Source organism: Micromonospora sp. NPDC005194 (assembly GCF_040608335.1).
Lineage (GTDB): Bacteria > Actinomycetota > Actinomycetes > Mycobacteriales > Micromonosporaceae > Micromonospora.
Map to the genome: position 1 here is coordinate 53,653 of NZ_JBEXIA010000023.1, position 22,300 is coordinate 75,952.

General features: G+C 71.5%; 20 protein-coding genes. 10 read left to right on the top strand and 10 right to left on the bottom strand.

Features of this window, described 5'->3' with window-relative positions; genetic code table 11:
* Positions 1 to 262: 262 nt before the first annotated feature.
* The gene (locus tag ABZU53_RS20195) at positions 263 to 1,249 is read left to right on the top strand and encodes an endonuclease/exonuclease/phosphatase family protein (RefSeq protein WP_355067028.1); all 987 of its coding nucleotides are present in this window, start codon (positions 263 to 265) and stop codon (positions 1,247 to 1,249) included.
* Positions 1,250 to 1,321: 72 nt separating this feature from the next.
* Here ABZU53_RS20195 and cimA read toward each other — a convergent pair whose 3' ends face one another.
* Positions 1,322 to 2,920 (bottom strand): citramalate synthase, encoded by a 1,599-nt coding sequence (gene cimA, locus ABZU53_RS20200; RefSeq protein ID WP_354858716.1) that lies wholly within the window; start codon positions 2,918 to 2,920, stop codon positions 1,322 to 1,324.
* A gap of 318 nt (positions 2,921 to 3,238) precedes the next feature.
* Here cimA and ABZU53_RS20205 point away from each other — a divergent pair, with 318 nt between their 5' ends.
* The 4 genes from ABZU53_RS20205 (at position 3,239) to ABZU53_RS20220 (ending at position 5,735) form a co-directional block, all read left to right on the top strand.
* Positions 3,239 to 3,799, top strand: coding sequence for a peroxiredoxin (locus ABZU53_RS20205; protein WP_355067001.1), 561 nt, complete (start codon positions 3,239 to 3,241; stop codon positions 3,797 to 3,799).
* 2 nt (positions 3,800 to 3,801) lie between these two features.
* Positions 3,802 to 4,332, top strand: coding sequence for a carboxymuconolactone decarboxylase family protein (locus ABZU53_RS20210; protein ID WP_354858710.1), 531 nt, complete (start codon positions 3,802 to 3,804; stop codon positions 4,330 to 4,332).
* A gap of 140 nt (positions 4,333 to 4,472) precedes the next feature.
* Complete coding sequence (locus ABZU53_RS20215) at positions 4,473 to 4,931, top strand: PRC-barrel domain containing protein (RefSeq protein ID WP_355067002.1); 459 nt, start codon at positions 4,473 to 4,475, stop codon at positions 4,929 to 4,931.
* Positions 4,932 to 4,988: 57 nt separating this feature from the next.
* Positions 4,989 to 5,735, top strand: coding sequence for a tyrosine-protein phosphatase (locus ABZU53_RS20220; RefSeq protein ID WP_355067003.1), 747 nt, complete (start codon positions 4,989 to 4,991; stop codon positions 5,733 to 5,735).
* Between the two features lie 48 nt (positions 5,736 to 5,783).
* Here ABZU53_RS20220 and ABZU53_RS20225 read toward each other — a convergent pair whose 3' ends face one another.
* Together ABZU53_RS20225 and ABZU53_RS20230 are read right to left on the bottom strand one after the other, a co-directional pair.
* Positions 5,784 to 6,881: a branched-chain amino acid aminotransferase gene (locus ABZU53_RS20225; RefSeq protein WP_355067004.1), complete on the bottom strand. Its 1,098-nt coding sequence runs from the start codon at positions 6,879 to 6,881 to the stop codon at positions 5,784 to 5,786.
* Positions 6,882 to 7,043: 162 nt separating this feature from the next.
* Complete coding sequence (locus ABZU53_RS20230) at positions 7,044 to 8,075, bottom strand: 3-isopropylmalate dehydrogenase (RefSeq protein WP_355067005.1); 1,032 nt, start codon at positions 8,073 to 8,075, stop codon at positions 7,044 to 7,046.
* A gap of 224 nt (positions 8,076 to 8,299) precedes the next feature.
* On the opposite strand from ABZU53_RS20230, the gene ABZU53_RS20235 reads away from it, so the two are divergent.
* Together ABZU53_RS20235 and ABZU53_RS20240 are read left to right on the top strand one after the other, a co-directional pair.
* Positions 8,300 to 9,142: an FAD:protein FMN transferase gene (locus ABZU53_RS20235; protein WP_355067006.1), complete on the top strand. Its 843-nt coding sequence runs from the start codon at positions 8,300 to 8,302 to the stop codon at positions 9,140 to 9,142.
* A gap of 363 nt (positions 9,143 to 9,505) precedes the next feature.
* The gene (locus tag ABZU53_RS20240) at positions 9,506 to 9,862 is read left to right on the top strand and encodes a hypothetical protein (RefSeq protein ID WP_234581292.1); all 357 of its coding nucleotides are present in this window, start codon (positions 9,506 to 9,508) and stop codon (positions 9,860 to 9,862) included.
* A 169-nt stretch (positions 9,863 to 10,031) separates the two neighbouring features.
* On the opposite strand, the gene serA is transcribed toward ABZU53_RS20240, so the two are convergent.
* The 5 genes from serA to ABZU53_RS20265 form a co-directional block, all read right to left on the bottom strand.
* Positions 10,032 to 11,630 carry a phosphoglycerate dehydrogenase gene (gene serA / locus ABZU53_RS20245; RefSeq protein WP_355067007.1) on the bottom strand — a complete coding sequence of 533 codons (1,599 nt, stop codon included), beginning with the start codon at positions 11,628 to 11,630 and terminating at the stop codon, positions 10,032 to 10,034.
* 432 nt (positions 11,631 to 12,062) lie between these two features.
* Positions 12,063 to 13,076, bottom strand: coding sequence for a ketol-acid reductoisomerase (gene ilvC / locus ABZU53_RS20250; protein ID WP_355067008.1), 1,014 nt, complete (start codon positions 13,074 to 13,076; stop codon positions 12,063 to 12,065).
* Between the two features lie 58 nt (positions 13,077 to 13,134).
* A complete protein-coding gene (gene ilvN, locus ABZU53_RS20255) occupies positions 13,135 to 13,650 on the bottom strand; it encodes an acetolactate synthase small subunit (RefSeq protein ID WP_088946549.1) in 516 nt (171 codons plus the stop codon).
* A complete protein-coding gene (locus ABZU53_RS20260) occupies positions 13,650 to 15,533 on the bottom strand; it encodes an acetolactate synthase large subunit (protein ID WP_354858697.1) in 1,884 nt (627 codons plus the stop codon). The genes ilvN and ABZU53_RS20260 overlap by 1 nt, the downstream gene beginning before the upstream one ends.
* A 188-nt stretch (positions 15,534 to 15,721) precedes the next feature.
* A complete protein-coding gene (locus tag ABZU53_RS20265; RefSeq protein ID WP_355067009.1) occupies positions 15,722 to 18,094 on the bottom strand; it encodes an EAL domain-containing protein in 2,373 nt (790 codons plus the stop codon).
* A gap of 111 nt (positions 18,095 to 18,205) precedes the next feature.
* Here ABZU53_RS20265 and ilvD point away from each other — a divergent pair, with 111 nt between their 5' ends.
* Positions 18,206 to 20,053: a dihydroxy-acid dehydratase gene (ilvD, locus tag ABZU53_RS20270; protein ID WP_355067010.1), complete on the top strand. Its 1,848-nt coding sequence runs from the start codon at positions 18,206 to 18,208 to the stop codon at positions 20,051 to 20,053.
* A gap of 109 nt (positions 20,054 to 20,162) precedes the next feature.
* Here ilvD and ABZU53_RS20275 read toward each other — a convergent pair whose 3' ends face one another.
* Together ABZU53_RS20275 and ABZU53_RS20280 are read right to left on the bottom strand one after the other, a co-directional pair.
* Positions 20,163 to 20,333, bottom strand: a complete 171-nt coding sequence (locus tag ABZU53_RS20275; protein ID WP_355067011.1) for a hypothetical protein — start codon at positions 20,331 to 20,333, stop codon at positions 20,163 to 20,165.
* A 197-nt stretch (positions 20,334 to 20,530) separates the two neighbouring features.
* Positions 20,531 to 20,758: a hypothetical protein gene (locus ABZU53_RS20280; protein ID WP_355067029.1), complete on the bottom strand. Its 228-nt coding sequence runs from the start codon at positions 20,756 to 20,758 to the stop codon at positions 20,531 to 20,533.
* A gap of 333 nt (positions 20,759 to 21,091) precedes the next feature.
* Between ABZU53_RS20280 and ABZU53_RS20285 the strand changes: the two genes are divergently transcribed.
* Positions 21,092 to 21,976: a helix-turn-helix transcriptional regulator gene (locus ABZU53_RS20285; RefSeq protein ID WP_355067012.1), complete on the top strand. Its 885-nt coding sequence runs from the start codon at positions 21,092 to 21,094 to the stop codon at positions 21,974 to 21,976.
* On the top strand, positions 21,969 to 22,163 hold the full coding sequence (locus ABZU53_RS20290; protein WP_355067013.1) for a DUF397 domain-containing protein: 195 nt from the start codon (positions 21,969 to 21,971) through the stop codon (positions 22,161 to 22,163). Before ABZU53_RS20285 ends, ABZU53_RS20290 begins: the two co-directional genes overlap by 8 nt.
* The last annotated feature ends 137 nt before the right edge of the window (positions 22,164 to 22,300 follow it).

Consider the following 22,300-nt stretch of genomic DNA (forward strand, 5'->3'; position numbering starts at 1 on the left):
TGCCGAAAATGAGATGTACGGCGGCGCTGAGAGCCCCGGGAGATTCGGTTTCTGGACGATCTATACCCATCTTGAACTGGGATTACTACTCAGCGTTGCGTCGTTTTGACCAGGTGGAACGTAGCACCGCAAAAAGCTTGACGTCAATAGTTGACCTCGCATTATGGCGGTGTATTCCACCCGTCAGATAATTGTGAAAGGTGAGCCCATCGGCATTCACGAAATATGCGCGACGCCGACCGCTAGGCTGAGCGCCGTGATCATCGACGTGCCACCCGCACCCACCCGCCGTCGGCTGCCGATCGGCACGGCGCTCTGCTGGGCGGCCGTCGGGCCCACGGCCGCCTGGGCCACCGTGCGGCTGGCCGGGCTGGACCGGGGGCCGCTTGTGCAGGCGCTCGCCTTCACTCCGTACGTCGCCGGGTTCAGCGTGCTGGCCCTCGGCCTCACGGTCGCCCTGCGGCGCTGGTGGCCGGCGGCGGTCGCGGCCCTGGCCGCGGTGGCACTGCTCGGCGTGGTGGCGCCCCGGGCGCTGGCCGCGCCACAGCCGGCGGCGACCGGCCCGACGATCCGGCTGCTCACGGCCAACCTGCTCGCCGGGGCCGCCGACACGGGGGCGCTTGTCGAGCTGGTCCGGCAGCACCGGGTCGACGTGCTCACCGTGCAGGAGTTCACTCCGGAGGCGCAGGCGAGCCTGGACCGGCTCGGCCTCGACCGGCTGCTGCCCTACCGGCAGCTCAACGCGCACGTCGGCACGCCCGGGTCCGCGCTCTACTCGCGGTGGCCGATCAGCGACGCCGGCATCCGCAACAACCGCGGTGGCTGGGGGTTCACCCAGGCGTTCGGCACGCTCGCCGTCCCCGGTGGCCCGCCGGTACGGGTCGAGTCGGCCCACCCCGCGGCGCCGTCCGCGCTGGACCAGGTCGGCGCCTGGCGTGCCGACCTGGTCGCCCAGCCACCGGCCACCCCCGGCGGCGGCCTGCGGATCCTCGCCGGGGACTTCAACTCCACCCTGGACCACGGGCCGCTGCGCGCACTGCTGCGCACCGGCTACGTCGACGCCGCGGACGCCACCGGCGAGGGCCTGACCGGCACGTGGGGCCCGTACGACGGTGACCTCATCCCCCCGGTCACGATCGACCACGTGCTTGTCGACCGCCGCATCGCCGCCGACAAGGTGACCGTGTTCGACCTGGCCGGCAGCGACCACCGCCCCGTCCTGGCCACCCTCCGCCTGCCCGCGGCCTGACCCCTACCGACCCGTCCCGACGTCCGGGGCACAAGCCGCAGACCGTCGACACACCGTGCAGGATCGCGGAGGTCAGGGAGTTGGCGTCGTGGCGGAGGCGGGGGCCAGGCCGTAGGTGAGGGCGTCGACCAGGGCATGCCAACTGGCCTCGACGACGTTGGGGTGCACGCCCACCGTCGTCCAGTCGCGGCCGCTGTCGTCGGCTGTCTCCAGGAGCACCCGGGTGACGGCGCCGGTGCCGTGGCTGCCCTCCAGGATGCGCACCTTGTAGTCGGCCAGCTCGAACTCGCGAAGCCGCGGATAGTGCCGCGCCAGCCCCACCCGCAGCGCCTCGTCCAGGGCGTTGACCGGGCCGTTGCCCTCCGCGGTGGCGATCACCCGCTCGCCGCGTACCCGGATCTTCACGGTCGCCTCGGAGACGACCGCGCCGTCCTCCCGGTGCTCGACCAGCACCCGGTACGACTCCAGGGTGAACGGCCGGGCCGGGCCGCCCTCCGGCAGCTCGGAGCGGACCAGCAGCTCGAAGGAGGCGTCCGCCGCCTCGAAGGACCAGCCGTCGGCCTCCAGCTCCTTGACCCGCTTGGTGACCCGGGTCAGCGCCTCCGGACGGTCGGTCAGGTCCAGGCCGAGCTCACGGCTCTTGAGCTCGACGCTGGCCCGACCGGCCATCTCGGTCACCAGGATCCGCATGTCGTTGCCCACCACCGACGGGTCCACGTGGTTGTAGAGCAACGGGTCGACCTTGATCGCGCTCGCGTGCAGCCCGGCCTTGTGGGCGAAGGCGGCGGCCCCGGCGTACGCCTGGTGGGTGTCGGGGGCGATGTTGGCGATCTCGGCGATGGCGTGCGAGACCCGCACCATCTGCGCCAGGCAGCCCTCCGGTAGGACGGGCATGCCGAGCTTGAGCTGGAGGTTGGCGACGACCGCGAAGATGTCGGCGTTGCCGGGGCGCTCGCCGTACCCGTTGGCGGTGCCCTGCACGTGGCGGACACCGGCCTCGACGGCGGCGATCGTGTTGGCCACGGCGCACGCGGTGTCGTTTTGCGCGTGCATGCCGAACAGCGCGGGGTCGACGCCGAGTCGGCTGGTCAGGTCGACGATCGCGGCGGTCACCTGGGACGGCAGCATGCCGCCGTTGGTGTCACAGAGGACCATCCGCTCGGCGCCCGCGGCGAGCGCGGTCTGCACCACTGCCGCGCCGTACGCCGGGTCGTGGCGGTAGCCGTCGAAGAAGTGCTCGCCGTCGACGAACACCCGGCGCCCCTCGGAGACAAGGTGGCTGACGGTGTCGTGGATCATCGCCAGGTTCTCCGCGCCGGTGGTGCGCAGCGCACGCTCGACGTGGCGGATGTCGGCCTTGGCAACCAGCGCGACGGCCGGGGTCTGCGCGTCCAGCAGAGCACGCACCTGGGGGTCGTCGGCGACCGCGAGGCCGGCCTTGCGGGTCGCGCCGAACGCGACGAGCACCGCGTGCCGCAGAGTCAGTTCGGCGCGCGCCCGGCGGAAGAACTCGGTGTCCTTGGGCACCGCGCCCGGCCAGCCGCCCTCGATGAAGCCGACACCGAACTCGTCGAGCAGCCGGGCCACCGCCAGCTTGTCGACCACCGAGTAGGTGAGCCCCTCGCGCTGGGCGCCGTCGCGCAATGTCGTGTCGAAGACCTGGAACGTCATCAGGATCCTTTCTCGGAGCAACAAAAAGACCTCCCGCGGATGCGGGAGGTCTGCGCGCTCGGCGGAGGGAGAGCCGGCGCGCTAGGTCGCAATAATCAGGATGGTGCTGGTCACGGCCTTTATTCTGCCACCGTCCCCTGGTTTTGGGAGAACCTATCCACATCGCGGGATGGTGACGGAACGTGGCCGTCCGTGCCGGTCGCGCCGCTCGTGATCGACTTCACAAGTCACCTGACCACTGACCGGCAGAAACACGCGTACGGGAGCATCTGGAAACGATCCAGTTACCGGCCCTCGTGCCGCTCTCAAGGAGGACATGTGCTCACTGTCGGTGACCGCTTCCCCGAGTACGAACTCACCGCCTGCGTGTCGCTCGACGCCGACAAGGCATTCGAGACGATCAACCACAAGTCCCACGAGGGCAAGTGGCGGGTGGTCTTCTTCTGGCCGAAGGACTTCACCTTCATCTGCCCGACGGAGATCGCCGAGTTCGGCCGGCTCAACGGCGAGTTCGCCGACCGGGACGCGCAGGTCCTCGGCGCGTCGGTGGACAACGAGTTCGTCCACTACGCGTGGCGCAAGGACCACCCGGACCTGCGGGAGCTGCCGTTCCCGATGCTCAGCGACATCAAGCGCGAGCTGTCCGAGGCGTGCGGCATCCTCGGCGCGGACGGCGTCGCCCAGCGCGCGACGTTCATCGTCGACCCCGACAACGAGATCCAGTTCGCCATGGTCACCGCCGGCTCGGTCGGCCGCAACGTCTCCGAGGTGCTGCGGGTGCTCGACGCCCTGCAGACCGACGAGCTGTGCCCGTGCAACTGGAACAAGGGCGGCGAGACCCTCGACGCCAACGCGCTGCTCGCCGGCGCCGGGGTCTGATCGTGGGCCTGGATGCGATCAAAGCGGCCCTGCCCGAGTACGCCAAGGACATCAAGCTCAACCTGGGCTCCACCGTCGGCACGTCGACGCTGACCCCGACGCAGGCGTGGGGCACGGCGCTGGCCTGCGCGGTCGCCGCCCGCAACCCGCTGGTGCTGCGCGAGATCGCCGCCGAGGCGGTCGAGCACCTCGGGCCCCAGGGCGTCGAGGCGGCCAAGGGCGCCGCGGCCATCATGGCGATGAACAACATCTACTACCGGGCCAAGCACCTGATCGGCGACGAGCAGTACGCCTCGATGCCGGCCCGACTGCGGATGCAGATCATCGCCCGACCGGGTGTCGACAAGGGCGACTTCGAGCTGTGGTGCCTCGCCGTCTCCGCGGTCACCGGCTGCGGGGTCTGCCTGGAGTCGCACGAGAAGGCGTTGCGCGGCAGTGGCTTCACCCGGGAGCAGGTGCACGAGGCCCTGCGCATCTCCGCCGTGGTGCACGCCGCGGCGGTCACCCTGGACGCCGAGGCGGCACTGGCCTGAGCCAGGTACGCCCCGACGGGCCGACGCCGTGCCACGGCGTCGGCCCGTCGCCGTTTCCGGACCCCGACCGCCGGGTAGCTCCTGCGGGGACGCACCCAGCGACGCCGAGAGACGATCGGCGACAGTCAGGAGTGAACGGCATGGACAGGATCGACCCGCACGCCGCCCACGCCGGGCCCGACCCGCTGCACGGCGGTGATCAGGGCGCCGTGGCGGGCGGTTCACCGACCGGCACCTTCGACCCCTGGCGCTACCGGGACGCGGCCGGAGTGGCCGACGCCGACCTGGTCGGCTACAAGGTCGAGGCCACCGACGGCGGAGTCGGCAAGATCGACAGCGCCAGTCACGAGGTCGGCGGCAGCTACCTGGTCGTGGACACCGGGCCGTGGATCTTCGGCAAGAAGGTGATGCTGCCCGCCGGCACCGTCAACCAGGTCGACCACGACCAGCGCACCGTCTCCGTCGACCGCACCCGGGACCAGATCAAGGCCGCCCCGGAGTACGACGAGACCAGCCACAGCGACCCGACGTACCGGGACCAGCTGGGCGGTTACTACGACGAGACGTACGGCGCGCTGCCGCCGGGCACCGCGCGCTGACCGATCGGACCCAACGGCCGGTGGGGCGAAAAGCCCACCGGCCGTTACCGTGTGACCGTGGACGCCACCGAGGACACACGACACATCCCGCTGCCCGCGACCTTCAACTTCCGCGACGTCGGTGGCTACCCCGGCCACGACGGCCGCACCGTGCGCCGGGGTCGTCTCTACCGCTCCGACTCCCTGCACCGCCTCGACGAGCAGGACCGGGACGCGTTCGCCGCGATCGGCATCCGCACCGTCATCGACCTGCGCCGCCCCACCGAGGTGGAGCGCGACGGTCGGGTGCCGGCCTACCAGGGGCTGACCTACCGGCACATCCACCCGGAGCACGAGGACTGGTCGGGTACGCCGCACGAGAAGGGCACCGACCTGGCCCGCTACCTCGCCGACCGGTACGCCGACCTGGCCCAGACCGGCACCGCGGGGCTGGCCGAGGCGATCGGACTGATCGCGGATTCCGCGAATGCCCCGGTGGTGGTGCACTGCGTGGCCGGCAAGGACCGCACCGGCATCGTCTGCGCCCTCACCCTCGCCGTCCTGGGCGTCGACGACGCCGACATCACCGCCGACTACGCGCTGAGCAGCGAGGCGTCGGCCCGGTTCAGTGCCTGGCTGGCCGCCACCATGCCGAACGGGGCCGAGGTGCCCGCGCCGTTCTTGGCGTCACCCGCCGAGGCCATGCAGATGTTCCTGGACGAGCTGCGCGAGGGGCACGGCTCGATCGAGGCGTACCTGCGCCACGCCGGGGTGACCGACGAGCAGCTCGCGGCCCTGCGCGACCACCTGCTCGACGAGGTCTAGCGGGCCGCGCTGACCGGCCCGTGGGAACGGGCCGGTCAGCGCGGGACGTCAGAGGACCTGGTGCACCCAGCCGTGCGGATCGGCGGCCTTGCCCCGTTGGATGTCGACCAGTTGCTGGCGCAGCGACATGGTGACCCGGCCGGGCTCGCCGCCCCCGATCAGGAACTCGCCGTCGGGGAAGCGCACCTGACCGATCGGGGTGATCACCGCGGCGGTGCCGCAGGCGAAGACCTCGCGGAGCCGGCCGCTGGCCGCGTCGGCCTGCCAGTCGGCGAACGTGACCGGCCGCTCCTCCACCCGGTGCCCGGCCTTACCGGCCAGCGTCATGATCGCGTCCCGGGTGATGCCCGGCAGGATCGTGCCGGTCAGCGGCGGGGTGACCACCGAGTCGTCGTCGTAGACGAAGAAGACGTTCATGCCACCCAGCTCGTCGACGAAGCGGCGCTCCACCGCGTCGAGGAAGACCACCTGGTCGCAGCCGGCGTCGATGGCTTCGGCCTGGGCCGCCAGCGACGCGGCGTAGTTGCCGCCGCACTTGGCCGCGCCGGTGCCACCGGGCGCCGCCCGGGTGTAGTCCGGAGAGACCCAGACCGTGACCGGCTTGACCCCGCCGCTGAAGTACGCACCGACCGGCGAGGCGATCACCATGTAGAGGTATTCGTTGGCCGGGCGGACGCCGAGGAAGACCTCACTGGCGAACATGAACGGCCGCAGGTAGAGGCTGCCGTCCTCGCCGGTGGGGATCCACTCCCGGTCGATCTCGATGAGCTTGTGCAGCGAGTCGACGAACACCTCGGGCGGCAGCGCCGGCATCGCCATCCGCTGCGCCGATTCGACGAACCGGGCGGCGTTGGCGTCCGGCCGGAACATCGTCACGCCGCCGTCCGCGGTCCGGTACGCCTTCAGCCCCTCGAAGATCTCCTGCGCGTAGTGCAGCACCGCGCTGGCCGGGTCCATCGGGATCGGCCCACGCGCCTCCACGCGGGCGTCGTACCAGCCCTTGCCGTCGGCGTACCGCACGGTGACCATGTGGTCGGTGAAGACGCGGCCGAAACCCGGGTTGGCCAGCAGGGCGGCCCGGTCGGCGGCGGATACCGGCGCGGGATTCGGACGGATCTCGAAGTCGAGCTTGTCACCACCGCTCATCGCGCTGACCTCCCTGGGGAACAACGGCATGCGGGATCGCACACCGACATGGTTGTGCCAGAAACTTACCCCGAACGGTCGTTCAGCGGGTAGGGCCGCTCGGGACCGGGTGGACTGCCCGGACCGGCGGATGCCGCCGGTGACCCTGGCGGGTCGGAGCGGTCAGGCTACGGCGTGGGCGGCGAGCCGGTCGCCGACCTCGGCGGTGCGCAGCGCCGAGCCCGGGGTGCGGCCGGCCAGCTCGGCGGCGACCGCCGCGTTGACCCGGGCCGCCGCCTCGGCGTGCCCGAGCTGCTCCAGCAGCAGCGCGACGGAGAGCACCGCGGCCACCGGGTCGGCGACGCCCTGCCCGGCGATGTCCGGCGCCGAGCCGTGCACCGGCTCGAACATCGAGGGGTACGCGCCCTCGGGGTTGATGCAGCCGCTGGCGGCCAGCCCGATCCCGCCGGTGACCGCGGCGGCGATGTCGGTGAGGATGTCGCCGAACAGGTTGTCGGTGACCACCACGTCGTAGCGCTGCGGCTGGGTCACCAGGAACATCGCGGCCGCGTCGACGTGCTGGTATTCCGTCGTGACGTCCGGGTGCTCGGCGGCGACCGCCTCGAAGGCGCGCGCCCACAGCGACCCGGCGTGGGTCAGCACGTTGGTCTTGTGCACCAGGGTGACCTTGCGCCGCTCCCGGCGGTCGGCGCGGGCGAACGCATCACGGATGACCCGCTCCACGCCGTGTCGGGTGTTGAGGCTCTCCTCGGTGGCGACCTCGGCGGGCGTGTCGCGGTGCAGGGAGCCGCCGGCGCCGGCGTAGAGCCCCTCGGTGCCCTCGCGCACCACCACCAGGTCGACCTCGCCGGGCTTCACGTTTCCCAGCGGACCGGCGACGCCGGGCCAGAGCCGCGACGGGCGCAGATTGACGTACTGGTCGAAGGCGAACCGGAGCTTGAGCAGCAGGCCTCGTTCCAGGACACCCGGCGGAACCGTGGGGTCACCCACCGCGCCGAGTAGGATCGCGTCGTGCCCGGCCAGCTCGGTCAGCACCGAGTCGGGCAGCACCTCGCCGGTACGATGCCAGCGGGCGGCGCCGAGGTCGTACTCGGTGGCCTGCACGCCGGGGAGCACCGCGTCGAGGACCTTCCGAGCCTGCGCGACCACCTCGGGCCCGATGCCGTCCCCGGCCACCACAGCGATCCGCGCCACGCCCGTACTCCCCACGCTCGACTGCCCCGTCTCGGCAACGGTACGTCGGTGTCCCGCAACCCGGTACGATGCTTCCAACATTTGGGACAGCCGGATGCACAACACCCTCTCAGCTGGGATTCATGGGGCGATCATCTCCGCTGCCTACGGTGGGGGCAGCGGGTCAGGGGGCCCGCGAACGGTGGTCGTGACGACGCGACGTCAACTGCGAGGGGGCAGGTGCCATGCGCATCGACGAGCAGCCGCGGACCCGCTGGCCGGATCCTTCGGCGTTCCGGAACCGCCGGCCGGACCTGCGGCTCGGCAGCCGCCGGCACCGGATCGACCCGACCGCCGCCACCGATGGCCGGATCGCCGTGCAGCACACCGTACGCACCGCGACCGCCGAGTACACCCTGCTGCTCAACGCCCCCGAGTGGCTCGGCCGTCGAGGCGTCGGCGAGGCGCTGCGGGACAGCGTCGCGGAGCTGCGCGCCGTCGACCTGACCTACGGCCCGAACCGCCCGGAGAGCCTGGTCTCCATGCTGCGGCGGGGAGAGATCAACCCGGAGTCGTACCCCCCGCTGGCCGACCTGGTGGACCGCTGCACGGCCATGCGGGCCGCCACCGACGGCTGGTTCGACGCCTGGGCGGTGCCCGGCGGCTTCGACCCGGGCGGCCTGCTGGGCGGCTGGGCCGTGGAACGTGCCGCCGCCCGGCTGCGCGCCGCGGGCATCCACGACTACGCCGTACTCGCCGGCGCCGACCTGGTGGTCCGCGGCCGGGCGCCGCACGGCGGGCCGTGGCGGGTGGCGGTGCACCACCCGACGGCACCCGAGCGCGCGCCACTGGTGCTGGAGATGACCGCGGGGGCCGTCGGCACCTCTGGGGTGACCGGGCGTCAGGGGCACGTGGTCGACCCGCACACCGGCGAGCCGGCCAACCAGCTCGTCGCCGCGACGGTCGTCGGCCCGGACCTGACGGTCGCCGACGCGTACGCCACCGCGCTCTACGCTGCCGGGCCCACCGGCCTGGCCTGGTTCCGTGGCGGCTCCGACTATCGCGCGCTCTTCGCCCACCGGCGCTGAACCCGTCGCACGGAACTCCGGCTCGATTCGCACCTCGGCCGCCCGGATGGTCGGCTGGTCGGGCCGCTGCGATCGGCCCCCACGGCCTCGGCAACGGCCGTGGGGGCCGATCAGCGACGAGTGCGCGTGGCTCGCACAATCGAGGGGTGCGGACCGGTCGGGCCGGACGTCGGCCGCGCCACCCGAAGACGGGCCGGCGTCGCGACCTGCGGCCAGTAACCGCAGTCGTACGCTAGCGAATCGACGCAACTCGACGCAAGAGTCTCCACAGCGGACTCTCCCGACCGGAAAGCGGCGGGTCGGCGATTGGCCTGCGGCGAGGCAGTTTCGACATGGTGAACGACGGATGGCACGCTGTCCGCCGTGAGTTTCGATCTGAGTGTGTGGGCCCTGGAGGACGGGGCGACGCCCGAGGACGTGCGGGCAGCGGTCGACGGTTGCCGGCAGGGGCGGCACGTGGACCGTTACCCGGACCCGCGCGTTGTCGGCTTCTACCGGGCGATCACCGCGTCCTATCCGGACCGGCACCCCGGTCCGGACAGCCCGTGGGCCGTGGCGCCGCTGCACGCCGCCCACGACCACGTCGAGCTGAACCTGCACCCGACCTGCGCGGACCAGGTGCTGCTGGACATCGAGCGACTGGCCGGGGAGCACGGGCTGATGCTCTTCGACCCGCAGGACGGCTCGGTCTACCCGCCCCCGGCCCGACTGCCCCACTGACCCCCGGGCGGGGCGGGCCGGGCATGCCGGCCGCGGGGCGCCCCGAGGGCCGGGCATCCCCCCGCCCCCGGGGTACGACAGAGGGGCCCGGCGCGTCGCCGGGCCCCCCGTGGTGCTGCCGTCTGTGCCGCCACGGCCGGTCGTGCGCGGCCGGTGGCGTGACCGCCGACTACTCGTCGCGCAGGTCCGCCGCGCTGGCGGCGGTCGCGCCGATCGAGTCGGCCGCCGAGGTGAGCAGGTCGGCGCCGAGCGCCTGGTCGACGGTGAGCGTCATCAGGGTCTCGCCGCCCGCCTCACGCCGGGCCACCTGCATCGCGGCGATGTTGATGCCCGACTCGCCGAGCAGGGTGCCGACGGTGCCGACGACGCCCGGCCGGTCGGCGTAACGCAGGAAGAGCAGGATGCCCTCCGCGGCGATCTCCACGTCGAAACCGTCCACCTCGGTCAGCCGGGGGACGTCGCGGGTGCCCGAGTGGGTGACCGTACCGGAGACGCTTACCGTCCGGCCGTCCGGCAGAGCGCCGCGCACCGTCACCAGGGTGGGCTGGTCGGCCGTCTCGGCCAGGCTGTCCAGCGTGACCTCGACGCCGCGCTCGGCGGCCAGGTGCGGGGCGTTGACGTAGGTGACCTGCTCCTCGACCACGGAGCTGAACAGGCCCTTCGTCGCGGCGAGCTTGAGCACCGACACGTCGTGGCCCACGATCTCGCCGCGCACCTCGACGGCGACGCTGGCGGCGACCCCACCAGCGACGGCGGTGAACGCGCGGCCCAGCTTCTCGGCAAGCGGAAGCAGCGGCCGGACGTCCTCGGCGACCACGCCGCCGGCCTGGACGTTCACCGCGTCCGGGACGAACTCGCCCTGCAGCGCCAGCTTCACGCTCTTGGCCACCGCCAGGCCCGCCTTGTCCTGCGCCTCGTGCGTCGAGGCCCCCAGGTGCGGGGTGGCCACCACGTTGTCGAAGGCGAACAGCGGCGAGGAGGTGCAGGGCTCCTTGGAGTACACGTCCACGCCGGCGCCGGCGACCCGGCCTTCGGCGATGGCGTTCGCGAGCGCCTGCTCGTCCACCAGGCCACCGCGGGCGGCGTTCACGATGCGGACGCCGGGCTTGACGATCGCCAGCTCCTTCTCACCGATCAGGCCCACCGTCTCCGGCGTCTTGGGCAGGTGGATGGAGATGAAGTCGCTCTCGCGCAGCAGCTCGTCCAACCCGACCAGGCGGACGCCGAGCTGCGCCGCGCGGGCCGGCTGGATGTAGGGGTCGTACGCGATCAGCCGGGTGCCGAAGGCGGCGATGCGAGACGCGAAGAGCACCCCGATACGACCGAGCCCGACCACGCCGACGGTCTTGCCCTGCACCTCGACACCGGTGTACTTCGACCGCTTCCACTCCCCCGCCTTGAGCGCGGAGCTGGCGCTCGCGGTGTTACGGGCCACGGCGAGCAGCAGTGCGACGGCCTGCTCGGCGGCGGACACGATGTTGGAGGTGGGCGCGTTGACGACCATGACGCCCCGGGCGGTGGCGGCCGGCACCTCGACGTTGTCCAGCCCGACGCCGGCCCGGGCGACCACCTTGAGTCGCGGCGCGGCGGCGATCGCCTCGGCGTCGATCTGGGTCGCGCTGCGCACGATGACGGCGTCGGCCTCGGAGAGCGCCGAGAGCAGGGCCGGACGGTCGGTGCCGTCGACGTGCCGGACGTCGAAGTCGTGGGCGAGCACCTCGATGGCGGCGGGGGCGAGTTCTTCGGCGATCAGTACGACAGGATTCATCGGTCCTCGTAGAGGTCGTGTTTGCGATCGGCCCGGGCGGCGGGGCGCCGCACTGCGCCCCACGCTGATCCGTGCCGTGGCCGTCAGGTGCCGGCTCAGCGCACCTACCCGCGATCGTAGGGGCCGCGCTGGCCGGCGTGTTCGGGTCTTCAGGGTGAGTGCCCTCACACGCGCGGTCGAGCGATGGACATCACCCGTTCACCACAGCGAAACCGCCGTCGCGCGCCGTGCGCACGGGTCGGGCTTACCACTGCGGTGAGCGACATACCTCAGAGGTATGAATATGACTCCCAGGTATACGGCTCACCAGCGACACTCCCACCCGAGCACGTGCCGAGGCCGCTACCGGCGTCGGCGCATTGCCGACGGCCCCGGGTCGCGCTGGGGAGAGCGCGGCCCGGGGCCGTCGGAGACTGTCGTCTGGCCGAGCGATCAGGCGGTCTCGGTGATCGGGCGGTCGACCCAGCTCATCATGCCGCGCAGCTTCTTGCCGGTCTCCTCGATCGGGTGCGCCGCACCCTCGGCCTGCCACTTCTTGAAGTTCGGCCGGCCGGCCTCGTCCTCGGCGACCCACTCGCGAGCGAACTCGCCGGACTGGATCTCGCCCAGGATCTTGCGCATCTCGTCCTTGACCCGGGAGTCGATGATGCGCGGGCCACGGGACAGGTCGCCGTACTCGGCGGTGTCGGAGATGCTGTACCGCATCTTCGCGATGCCGCCCTCGTACATGAGGTCGACGATCAGCTTCAGCTCGTGCAGGCACTCGAAGTAGGCCACCTCGGGGGCGTAACCCGCCTCGGTGAGCACCTCGAAGCCGGTCTGCACCAGGGCCGCCGCACCGCCGCAGAGCACCGCCTGCTCGCCGAAGAGGTCGGTCTCGGTCTCCTCGGTGAAGGTGGTCTTGATCGCGCCGGCCCGGGTGCCACCGATCCCCTTGGCGTACGCGAGGGCGAGCGCGAGCGCGTTGCCGCTGGCGTCCTGCTCGACGGCGACGAGGCAGGGCACGCCCTTGCCGTCGGCGTACTGGCGGCGGACCAGGTGACCCGGGCCCTTCGGTGCGACCATCGCCACGTCCACCTCGGCCGGGGGCTTGATCAGGCCGTACCGGATGTTGAAGCCGTGACCGAAGAAGAGCGCCTTGCCCGGGGCGAGGTGCGGCTCGATCGACTCGGTGTAGAGCTTGCGCTGGGCGGTGTCCGGCGCCAGCACCATGATCACGTCGGCCTCGGCGGCGGCCTGTGCCGGCGTGAGCACCCGCAGGCCCTGCTCCTCGGCCTTGGGACGGCTCTTCGAGCCCTCCGGCAGACCGATCACCACGTCGACGCCCGAGTCCCGCAGCGACAGCGCGTGGGCGTGACCCTGGCTGCCGTAGCCGATCACCGCGACCTTCCTGGCCTGGATCAGGCCGAGGTCGGCATCATCGTCGTAGTACACCTCAACGCTCATGAGAAACTTCCCTTTCGTACGACGGCCTGAGTGGCCCGTCGTGGTCTGTGCGGATGGGTCAGGCGGCGCGCAGCGCGGGGCCGGCGGTGATCGAACGCGAGCCGCGCCCGATGGCCACCAGCCCGGACTGGACCATTTCCTTGATGCCGAAGGCCTCGAGGTCGCGCAGCAGCGCGTCGAGCTTGTCCGGTGTGCCGGTGGCCTCGATGGTCAGCGTGTCCGGTGCGACGTCGACCACCCGGGCACGGAACAGGTTGACCGTCTCCAGCACCTGCGACCGCGCGGACCGGTCGGCGCGAACCTTCACCAGCAGCAGCTCGCGGGCAACCGAGACCTGCGGATCCAGCTCAACGATCTTGAGTACGTTGACCAGCTTGTTCAGCTGCTTGGTGACCTGCTCCAGCGGGGACGACTCCGCGTTGACCACGATGGTGATCCGGGAGACGTCCGGGTTCTCGGTCTCGCCGACGGCGAGGCTGTCGATGTTGAACCCGCGCCGGGAGAACAGGCCGGAGACCCGGGCGAGCACGCCGGGCTTGTTCTCCACCAGCACGGACAGGGTGTGCATCGTCATTAAATGTCATCCTCGTCGAAGACCGGGCGGACGCCACGGGCGAACATGATCTCGTCGTTGCTGGTGCCGGCGGCGACCATCGGCCAGACCATCGCGTCCTTGCCGACCACGAAGTCGATCACCACGGGCGCGTCGTTGATCTCCATGGCGGCGGCGATGGTCTTGTCCACGTCAGCCGCGCTCTCGCACCGCAGCCCGACGCAGCCCAGGGCCTCGGCGAGCTTCACGAAGTCCGGAATGCGGTGCTTGTGGGTGCCGAGCTCGGTGTTGGAGTAGCGCTCGTTGTAGAAGAGCGTCTGCCACTGTCGGACCATGCCGAGATTGCCGTTGTTGATGACGGCGATCTTGACCGGGATGCCCTCCAACGCGCAGGTGGCCAACTCCTGGTTGGTCATCTGGAAGCAGCCGTCCCCGTCCACTGCCCAGACCACCGTGTCCGGCTTGCCGACCTTGGCGCCCATCGCCGCCGGAACCGCGTAGCCCATCGTGCCGAGACCGCCGGAATTCAACCAGGTGTACGGCTTCTCGTAGGAGATGAACTGCGACGCCCACATCTGGTGCTGGCCCACCCCGGCCACGAAGATCGCGTCCGAGCCGACGATCTCGCCCAGCCGCTTGATCACGTACTGCGGGGACAGGGTCCCGTCGACCGGCTCGTCGTAGCCCAGCGGGTAACGGTTGCGCAGGTCGTCCAGCTGCGTCCACCAGTCACCGAGGTCGGCGGTGTGCCCCGCCGACCGTTCAGCGGTGACCGCGGCGATCAGCTCGTCGATGACGTGCTTGGCGTCGCCGACGATCGGCACGTCCACGTGCCGGTTCTTCCCGATCTCGGCGGGGTCGATGTCCGCGTGCACCACCGCCGCGTCCGGGGCGAACGAGTCCAGTTTGCCGGTGACCCGGTCGTCGAAGCGTGCGCCCAGCGCGACGATCAGATCCGCCTTCTGCAGGCCGTAGACCGCAGCGACCGTGCCGTGCATGCCGGGCATCCCCAGGTGCTGCTGATGCGAGTCGGGGAACGCGCCGAGCGCCATCAGCGTGGTGACCACCGGAATGCCGGTCAGCTCGGCCAGCCGGCGCAGCCCGTCGGTGGCGCCGGCCTTGAGCACCCCGCCGCCGACGTAGAGCACCGGCCGCCGGGCCGCGGCCATCAACCGCGCCGCCTCCCGGATCTGCTTACCGTGCGGGTGCAGGGTGGGCCGGTAGCCGGGCAGGTCCAGGGTGGGCGGCCAGGAGAAGGTGGTCGACGCCTGGAGCACGTCCTTGGGGATGTCGACCAGCACCGGGCCGGGCCGGCCGGTGCTGGCCAGGTGGAACGCCTCGGCCAGCACCTGCGGGATCTCCTCGGCGGTCTGCACGAGGAAGTTGTGCTTGGTGATCGGCAGCGTGATGCCCTGGATGTCCGCCTCCTGGAAGGCGTCGGTGCCGATCGACGGGCGGGCCACCTGGCCGGTGATCGCCACCATCGCCACCGAGTCCATGTACGCGTCGGCGATCGGCGTGACCAGGTTGGTCGCACCCGGGCCGGAGGTCGCGATGCAGACGCCGACCTTGCCGGTGGCCTGCGCGTAGCCGGTGGCCGCGTGCCCGGCGCCCTGCTCGTGGCGGACCAGGATGTGCCGGACGGTGGAGTCGTAGAGCGGGTCGTACGCCGGCAGGATCGCGCCGCCCGGGATGCCGAAGACGACGTCGACGCCGAGCGCCTCCAGGGACCGCACCAGCGAGCTGGCGCCGGAGACCTGGGCCGGGGCGGCTGTCCGTACGGCCGGGACAGCCGGGGTGGCCGCGGCGCGCGCGGCGGCGGGGTCGACGGTGCCGGCCGGGTCGGCGGTCGCGCGGGCCCGCCGGGCGGTGTGGGCGAGGGTCTCGGGCGTGGGTCTCGTCATGGTGGTTCTGGCCTTCGGCTGGAGTGGCTGGGGCTTGTTCAGCGATGCGAGGCGGGCGTGGGCCCGTCGCGACAGGTTCCGACGGCAATAAAAACGGCCCTCGTGCAGATGCACGGGGCCAGCGCACTCTCGATGAGGGAGAGTGCGCTCAGGTAAGTACTCGCAGCGACCGGTACGACGACATGCGGCTAAGCCTGACGCATCTCACGCGATGAGTCAACTGATCCCACATGTTGGTTGACGGAGGGCGGCGAGTCGGCTGACACCGCGCCACCACCAGACGGCGTGACCTGCCCGGACCCGCCGGCAACCCGGCGCGGAGCGGGCAGCGGGGAGGGCCGCGCACCCGGCGAGGTGGCCGCCTCCAGCATCGCCTCCAGGTGCTCGGCCGGCACTCCCCAGCCGAACAGCGCGCCCTGCCCGAACCGGCAGCCCGCGGCGACCACCGCGGCCAACTCGGTCGGCGTGGTGACCCCCTCGGCGATGACCTCCAGGCCCAACTGGTGGCCCAGCCGCATCACGATGTCGACCATGGGCGCGAACGCCGGACCGTCCTGGCCCACCGGGCGGACCGGCTCGTGCTCGGCGACCAGGCTGTGGTCGATCTTCAGAATGTCGATCGGCAGTCGGCGCAGCTGCCCCAGGGACGAGTAGCCGGCACCGAAGTCGTCCAGCGCGATCCGTACGCCGGTCAGCCGCAGCGCGGTCAGCCGCCGGATCAGCTCGTCCAGGTCGGTGGCGACCGCGTGCTCGGTGACCTCCAGCACCAGCCGCTGCGGCGGCACGTGGTGGGCGCGCAGGGCCTCGGCGACCTGGACCACGTACTCCGGGGCGTGCAGCTCGCGCGGCGAGACGTTCACCGAGACCCAGACGTCATGCCCGTCGGTCAGCCAACGGGAGAGCTGGTAGCAGGCCTGGTGCAGCACCCAGGCGCCGAGTGTGGCGATCATCCCGCACTCCTCGGCGAGCGGGATGAACTCGTCCGGGCGGATGTTGCCCAGCTCGGGGTGGTGCCAGCGCAGCAGCGCCTCGGCGCCGACCGGCCGCACCGACGGCAGCGAGGCCACCGGCTGGAAGGCCAGCCGCAGCTCGTCGCGCTCGATCGCGCCCCGCAGCTCGTGCTCCAGCGTGGTGCGGCGGCGCAGCAACTGGTCGTACGCGGCGTCGTAGCGCTCGATCCGGTTCTTGCCGCGTTGCTTGGCGTAGCGCAGCGCCAGATCGGCGTGGCGCAGCAGCAGCTCCACGTCGGGTTCGCCGGCCCACCCGGCCACGCCGATGCTCACGGACAGGAAGACCGGGCCCTCCGGCTGGTCGTACGGCCGGTTGAGCACGCCGAGCAGCCGCTCGGCCACCCGGTCCGCCTCGGTCGGTCGGGCCGGCATGAGTACGGCGAACTCGTCGCCGCCGAGCCGGGCCGCCACGTCACCCGGGCGCAGGTTGCCGCGCAGCCGGCGGCCCACCTCGGCCAACACGGCGTCGCCCACGTCGTGGCCCCGCATGTCGTTGACGTTCTTGAAGCCGTCCAGATCCAGACCGAGCAGTACGCACGGGGTGCCGGCCGCCGCGCCGTCGTGCAGCGCCCGCAGCAGCCCTCGCCGGTTGGCCAGCGACGTCAGGGGGTCGGTGTGCGCCAGCTCACGGAAGTGCGCCTCCCGCTCGGCCAGCCGGCCGGCGTAGTCCCGGACGTCCTTGAGGGTGAGGTACTGCCGGGCCACCAGGGCGAAGCCCTCGACGCTGCCGGCGACGATGCCGGGCGCCGTGAACCGCCCGTCCTGCAGGAGGTGGTACATCGCCGAGGCCGCCATGGCCAGCATCGGGGCGATGGCGTACTCGCCGTCGCGACCGATCAGGTCCAGCTCGACGTGCCCGGGCCGGTCGGCCTGGTGGACGGCGAGCGCGACGGTCAGCAGACCGGCGGCCAGCACCGCCGCGCCGGCGAGCGCCATGGTCGGCCCCGCCTGGCAGAGCCCGGCGCTGAGGCCCAGCCCGCCGCAGCTCACCGCGCTGATCCCGGCCGCGAGCACGGCCAGCCGCTGACGCGGGGCGGCGGCCCGGAAGACGACGATCACGGCGAGGCCGGCGCCGAGCGCCGCGCTCACCGTCGCCACCAGGATCGCCGGGCAGGCCATCGGCGTGGCGGCGCCGAGCAGCCGGGTCGGCTCGGAGAAGAGCACCCAGCCGACGAACCACAGCGCCGCCGCCATGGTCAGACCGTCCAGGGCGAGCCGGGCGGTCCCCGCGGCGGTGGCGGCGACCCCCGGCAGCCGGAGCAGCCCGGCCGCGAAGGCCAGCCCGCTCACCGCCGTGCCGATCGCCGCCACGGTGGCCCAGCCGGTGCGCTGGCTCTGCTCGTGGGCCCAGTGCTCGTTGGTGGAGAGCACGGCCACCAGACCGACCAACAGGCTGGCCAGGGACGTCCCGGCGGCTGCCGCGAGCAGCAGGTGCGCCGGCCGGCGCGGCCCGCTGCGCCGCCGCGCGACCATGGTCAGCAGCACGGTGGCCGCGGCTGCGACCACGCCGCTCAGCGCCGCGACGGCGACCATGCCCGGGGGGAGATGCACGCCATCAAGAGTGCCGGATGAGTGCACGCCGTGGGAGACCGGATGTGCATCTGTTGGGACACGGCGGATACTCCGGATGCCTGACGCGGCGGCGGTGTCATGCTGGTACACATGCCTGAGCTGCGATCGAGGACTTCCACACACGGTCGGACGATGGCCGGCGCCCGGGCCCTCTGGCGGGCCACCGGGATGACCGACGACGATTTCGGAAAGCCGATCGTCGCCATCGCCAACAGTTTCACCCAGTTCGTGCCCGGTCACGTCCACCTGAAGGACATGGGCGGTCTGGTCGCCGACGCGGTGGCCGAGGCCGGAGGCGTCGGGCGGGAGTTCAACACGATCGCGGTCGACGACGGCATCGCGATGGGCCACGGCGGCATGCTCTATTCCCTGCCCAGCCGCGAGTTGATCGCCGACGCGGTGGAGTACATGGTCAACGCGCACTGCGCGGACGCCCTGGTCTGCATCTCGAACTGCGACAAGATCACCCCGGGCATGCTGCTGGCCGCGCTGCGGCTCAACATCCCGACCGTCTTCGTCTCCGGCGGCCCGATGGAGGCCGGCAAGACGACGGCGATCGAGGGCGTCGTGCACAGCAAGATCGACCTGATCGACGCGATGATCGCTTCCTCGAACGAGGCGGTCACCGACGAGCAGCTCGGCGAGATCGAGCGCTCCGCCTGCCCCACCTGCGGCTCCTGCTCCGGGATGTTCACCGCCAACTCGATGAACTGCCTCACCGAGGCCATCGGGCTCGCCCTGCCCGGCAACGGCTCGACGCTGGCCACCCACGCCGCGCGCCGGTCGCTCTTCGTCGAGGCCGGCCGCACCGTCGTGGACATCGCCCAGCGGTGGTACGACGGCGACGACGACTCCGTGCTCCCCCGTACGGTCGCCTCCAAGGCCGCCTTCGAGAACGCGGTCGCCCTGGACGTGGCGATGGGCGGCTCCACCAACACCGTGCTGCACCTGCTCGCCGCCGCCCGCGAGGCGGAACTGGACTTCGGTGTCGCCGACATCGACGCCATCTCCCGGCGGGTTCCGTGCCTGGCCAAGGTCGCCCCGAACTCGCCGAAGTACCACATGGAGGACGTGCACCGGGCCGGTGGCATCCCGGCGATCCTCGGCGAGCTGGACCGGGCCGGGCAGCTCAACCGGAACGTGCACGCCGTGCACTCCCCTTCGCTGGCGCAGTGGCTCTCCGACTGGGACGTGCGCGGCGGCTCGCCGACGCCGACGGCGGTCGAGCTGTTCCACGCCGCACCCGGCGGGGTCCGCACCGTCGAGCCCTTCTCCACCACCAACCGCTGGTCGACGCTGGACACCGACGCGACCGAGGGCTGCATCCGCGACCGCGAGCACGCGTACTCCGCCGACGGCGGCCTCGCCATCCTGCACGGCAACCTGGCCCCGGACGGCTGCGTCGTGAAGACCGCCGGCGTGCCGGACGACTGTCTGACCTTCCGCGGCCCGGCGAAGGTCTACGAGTCGCAGGACGACGCGGTGACGGCGATCCTCGCCAAGGAGGTCGTCGCCGGCGACGTCGTGGTGATCCGCTACGAGGGCCCGAAGGGTGGCCCCGGCATGCAGGAGATGCTCTACCCCACCTCGTTCCTCAAGGGTCGCGGGCTGGGCCGCTCGTGCGCGCTGCTCACCGACGGCCGCTTCTCCGGCGGCACGTCCGGCCTCTCCATCGGGCACGCCTCCCCCGAGGCCGCCTCCGGAGGGCTGATCGCCCTGGTCCGCGAGGGCGACGAGATCGTCATCGACATCCCGGGCCGGTCGATCTCCCTCAACGTGGCGGAGGACGAGCTGGAGGCGCGACGGGTGGCCGAGGAGAAGCGCGACAAGCCGTACACCCCGACAAACCGGCAGCGGCCGGTGTCGGCGGCGCTGCGCGCGTACGCCTCGATGGCCACCTCAGCCAGCGACGGCGCCTACCGACGCGTCCCCGAGTAAGGCCCCGCGCCTGCGCTTGATCAACACGACTTCGCCGATGTCGCGGTATCCCGTCGAGTGGATACCGCCACATCGGCGATCTCGTGTCGATCAAGGCCGCCGACATGCCTCACGCCCACCGCAGGTCGCGTAGGTCGGGAGCTTCGGCGAGGAGGCGTACGCCGCCGTCGTCGTGCCGGTGCACAACGCAGTTGGCACGGGTGAAGCGGACGGTGACCACTTGCCCGGCGTGCTGGGCGGCGTCGGTGAGGGCGGCCCGGCGACGGCGTCGGCCAGGCACTCGGCGCACCAGGCGAGCGCGGCGGCGAGGCTCTCCGGTTGGGCAGGTGGTCGGGTCGGACGGGGGCGTGGCACGGTTTCACGTCGACCGGCCAGTTCAGCCCGTCGGCCAGCAGCGGGTCGCCGGAGTTGTGCCGCAGGTCGTCCATGCCCACGACGAGGGCCAGGTCGAGTCGGGGCAGGTGACGACGACGGGGGTCACCGGCGCCGCCGGGACGCGCAGTCACCGTCGTGCTCCACCCGCCGCACACACCGCCGGCCGCCGTCGAGCGGCAGGTCGCAGAAGACCCGATGGCGTACGCCCTGGGAGTCCTCGGCCGACACCGTTGTCTCACCGGCGTCCACCTCGGACAAGAAGCTCAACGATCGGGCCAGGGTGCCGGCGAGATGCTGGGCGGCCGGCAGGTCGGCGGCGGTGAACGGCAGGTGCGCCCACCCACCGGGCGCTCACCGGCGGGCCGCCATATCCTCGCGGGTCCGCCGGCTGCGCTGGCGTCTGCCGACCGGCCGGGGCGGCTCGGCCCAGAGATGACGGAGAAACGCGCGCACGAAACAGCACCACCCTTCCTCACAAATTGTTCGCCATACACCGACGTGGGAATTGCGCGTCCATCGCCGTTGTCGGACCAATCTTGTAAGGTCGGAAGCACCATCTCAATGAATGTCCACTCACACTGTTCCGATAATTGTGCGCAACATTCCCCTGTTGCAGAACGGCTCCCGGGATGTTGCAAAACTCAACACAGAAAGGAGAGCCGGGTGGCCGATGACATGGGCTCGACGGTGCCCCGACGCCAGCTCGGCAGGGCGCTGCGTGACCTGCGCACCGAGGCGGGGGCGACCCTCGACGCGGTCGCCGAGGCGCTGGAGTGCAGCCGCCAGAAGGTGTGGCGGATCGAGAGCGGCCTCGGCTCGGTGCGTGGCGTCGACGTCCGGGCAATGTGCGAGCTGTACGGGGCAACGGGCGGGCTGACCCACGCGCTGACCTCGCTGGCCAGCGAGACGAAAGCGAAGGGCTGGTGGCACGCGTACGGCGACGCCGTCCCGGAATGGTTCGAGCTGTACGTGGGGCTCGAATCCGCCGCGTCCAGACTCCGCTTCTACAAGAACAGTCTCGTGCCCGGCATCCTTCAGAGCCGGGACTACGCCCGGGGCATCTACCGCATCGACCAGCCCGACATGAGCGACGACGACCGGGAGCGCGCGGTCGAGCTTCGCCTGCAACGCCAGTCTCTTCTGACGCGTCGTCTGCCCCGGGCTCCGCAGGTGCAGGTGGTGCTCTGCGAATCGGTGCTCCTCCGGCCGGTGGGCGACGCCGAGACCATGGCCGGGCAACTCCACCACCTACTGGCGATGACCAGGTTGCCAAACGTGTCGATTCGGATCTTGCCGCTCGCTGCCGGCCCTCACTACGGCGCGGTGGGCGGCGAGTTCGTTCTTCTGGACTTTCCGCTCGGCAACCGAAGCACTCCCGAGCCGCCCGTGGTCTACAGCGAATCGTGGACGGGCTCGCTGTACCTTGACCGGCCCGCCGAATTCGCCGCCTACGAGAAGGTCTGGGCGGGGCTGCTCGGCCGCAGCCTTGATGAGGGACAATCGTTCCATCTGATCAATAAGGTCATCGGGGAGGTTCACCATGGTTGACCTGACCGGCGCCCGCTGGCGGAAGAGCACCCGCAGCGGCGGCAACGGCGGCGAGTGTGTCGAAGTCGCCGACAACCTGCCCGGAGTCGTCGCCGTACGCGACAGCAAGGACCCACACGGCCCGGCCCTCACCTTCGCTCCCGCCGCCTGGGCCACCTTCGTCCAGGCAAACAGCACCTTCCGCTGAGGCTTCGGTGGGTGTTCCGGGGCCGCCCGGACACCCACCGAAGCCTCGCAAGCGTGCATAGTCACGCAGCGGCACCCGCCCCGAGAAGCGGGACCAATCGGGATCCCCCAGCATCTCGACGAACCAAGATCCGAGCA

Excerpts from the sequence above, each read along its gene's own strand:
- ABZU53_RS20215 (WP_355067002.1), top strand. The coding sequence starts at position 4,473 with ATGGACAGGATCGACCCGCACGCCGCCCACGCCGGGCCCGACCCGCTG.
- cimA (WP_354858716.1), bottom strand. The coding sequence starts at position 2,920 with ATGACGTTCCAGGTCTTCGACACGACATTGCGCGACGGCGCCCAGCGC.
- ilvC (WP_355067008.1), bottom strand. The coding sequence starts at position 13,076 with ATGAGCGTTGAGGTGTACTACGACGATGATGCCGACCTCGGCCTGATC.
- ABZU53_RS20260 (WP_354858697.1), bottom strand. The coding sequence starts at position 15,533 with ATGACGAGACCCACGCCCGAGACCCTCGCCCACACCGCCCGGCGGGCC.
- ilvD (WP_355067010.1), top strand. The coding sequence starts at position 18,206 with ATGCCTGAGCTGCGATCGAGGACTTCCACACACGGTCGGACGATGGCC.
- ABZU53_RS20225 (WP_355067004.1), bottom strand. The coding sequence starts at position 6,881 with ATGAGCGGTGGTGACAAGCTCGACTTCGAGATCCGTCCGAATCCCGCG.
- ABZU53_RS20290 (WP_355067013.1), top strand. The coding sequence starts at position 21,969 with ATGGTTGACCTGACCGGCGCCCGCTGGCGGAAGAGCACCCGCAGCGGC.
- ilvN (WP_088946549.1), bottom strand. The coding sequence starts at position 13,650 with ATGACGATGCACACCCTGTCCGTGCTGGTGGAGAACAAGCCCGGCGTG.
- ABZU53_RS20235 (WP_355067006.1), top strand. The coding sequence starts at position 8,300 with ATGCGCATCGACGAGCAGCCGCGGACCCGCTGGCCGGATCCTTCGGCG.
- serA (WP_355067007.1), bottom strand. The coding sequence starts at position 11,630 with ATGAATCCTGTCGTACTGATCGCCGAAGAACTCGCCCCCGCCGCCATC.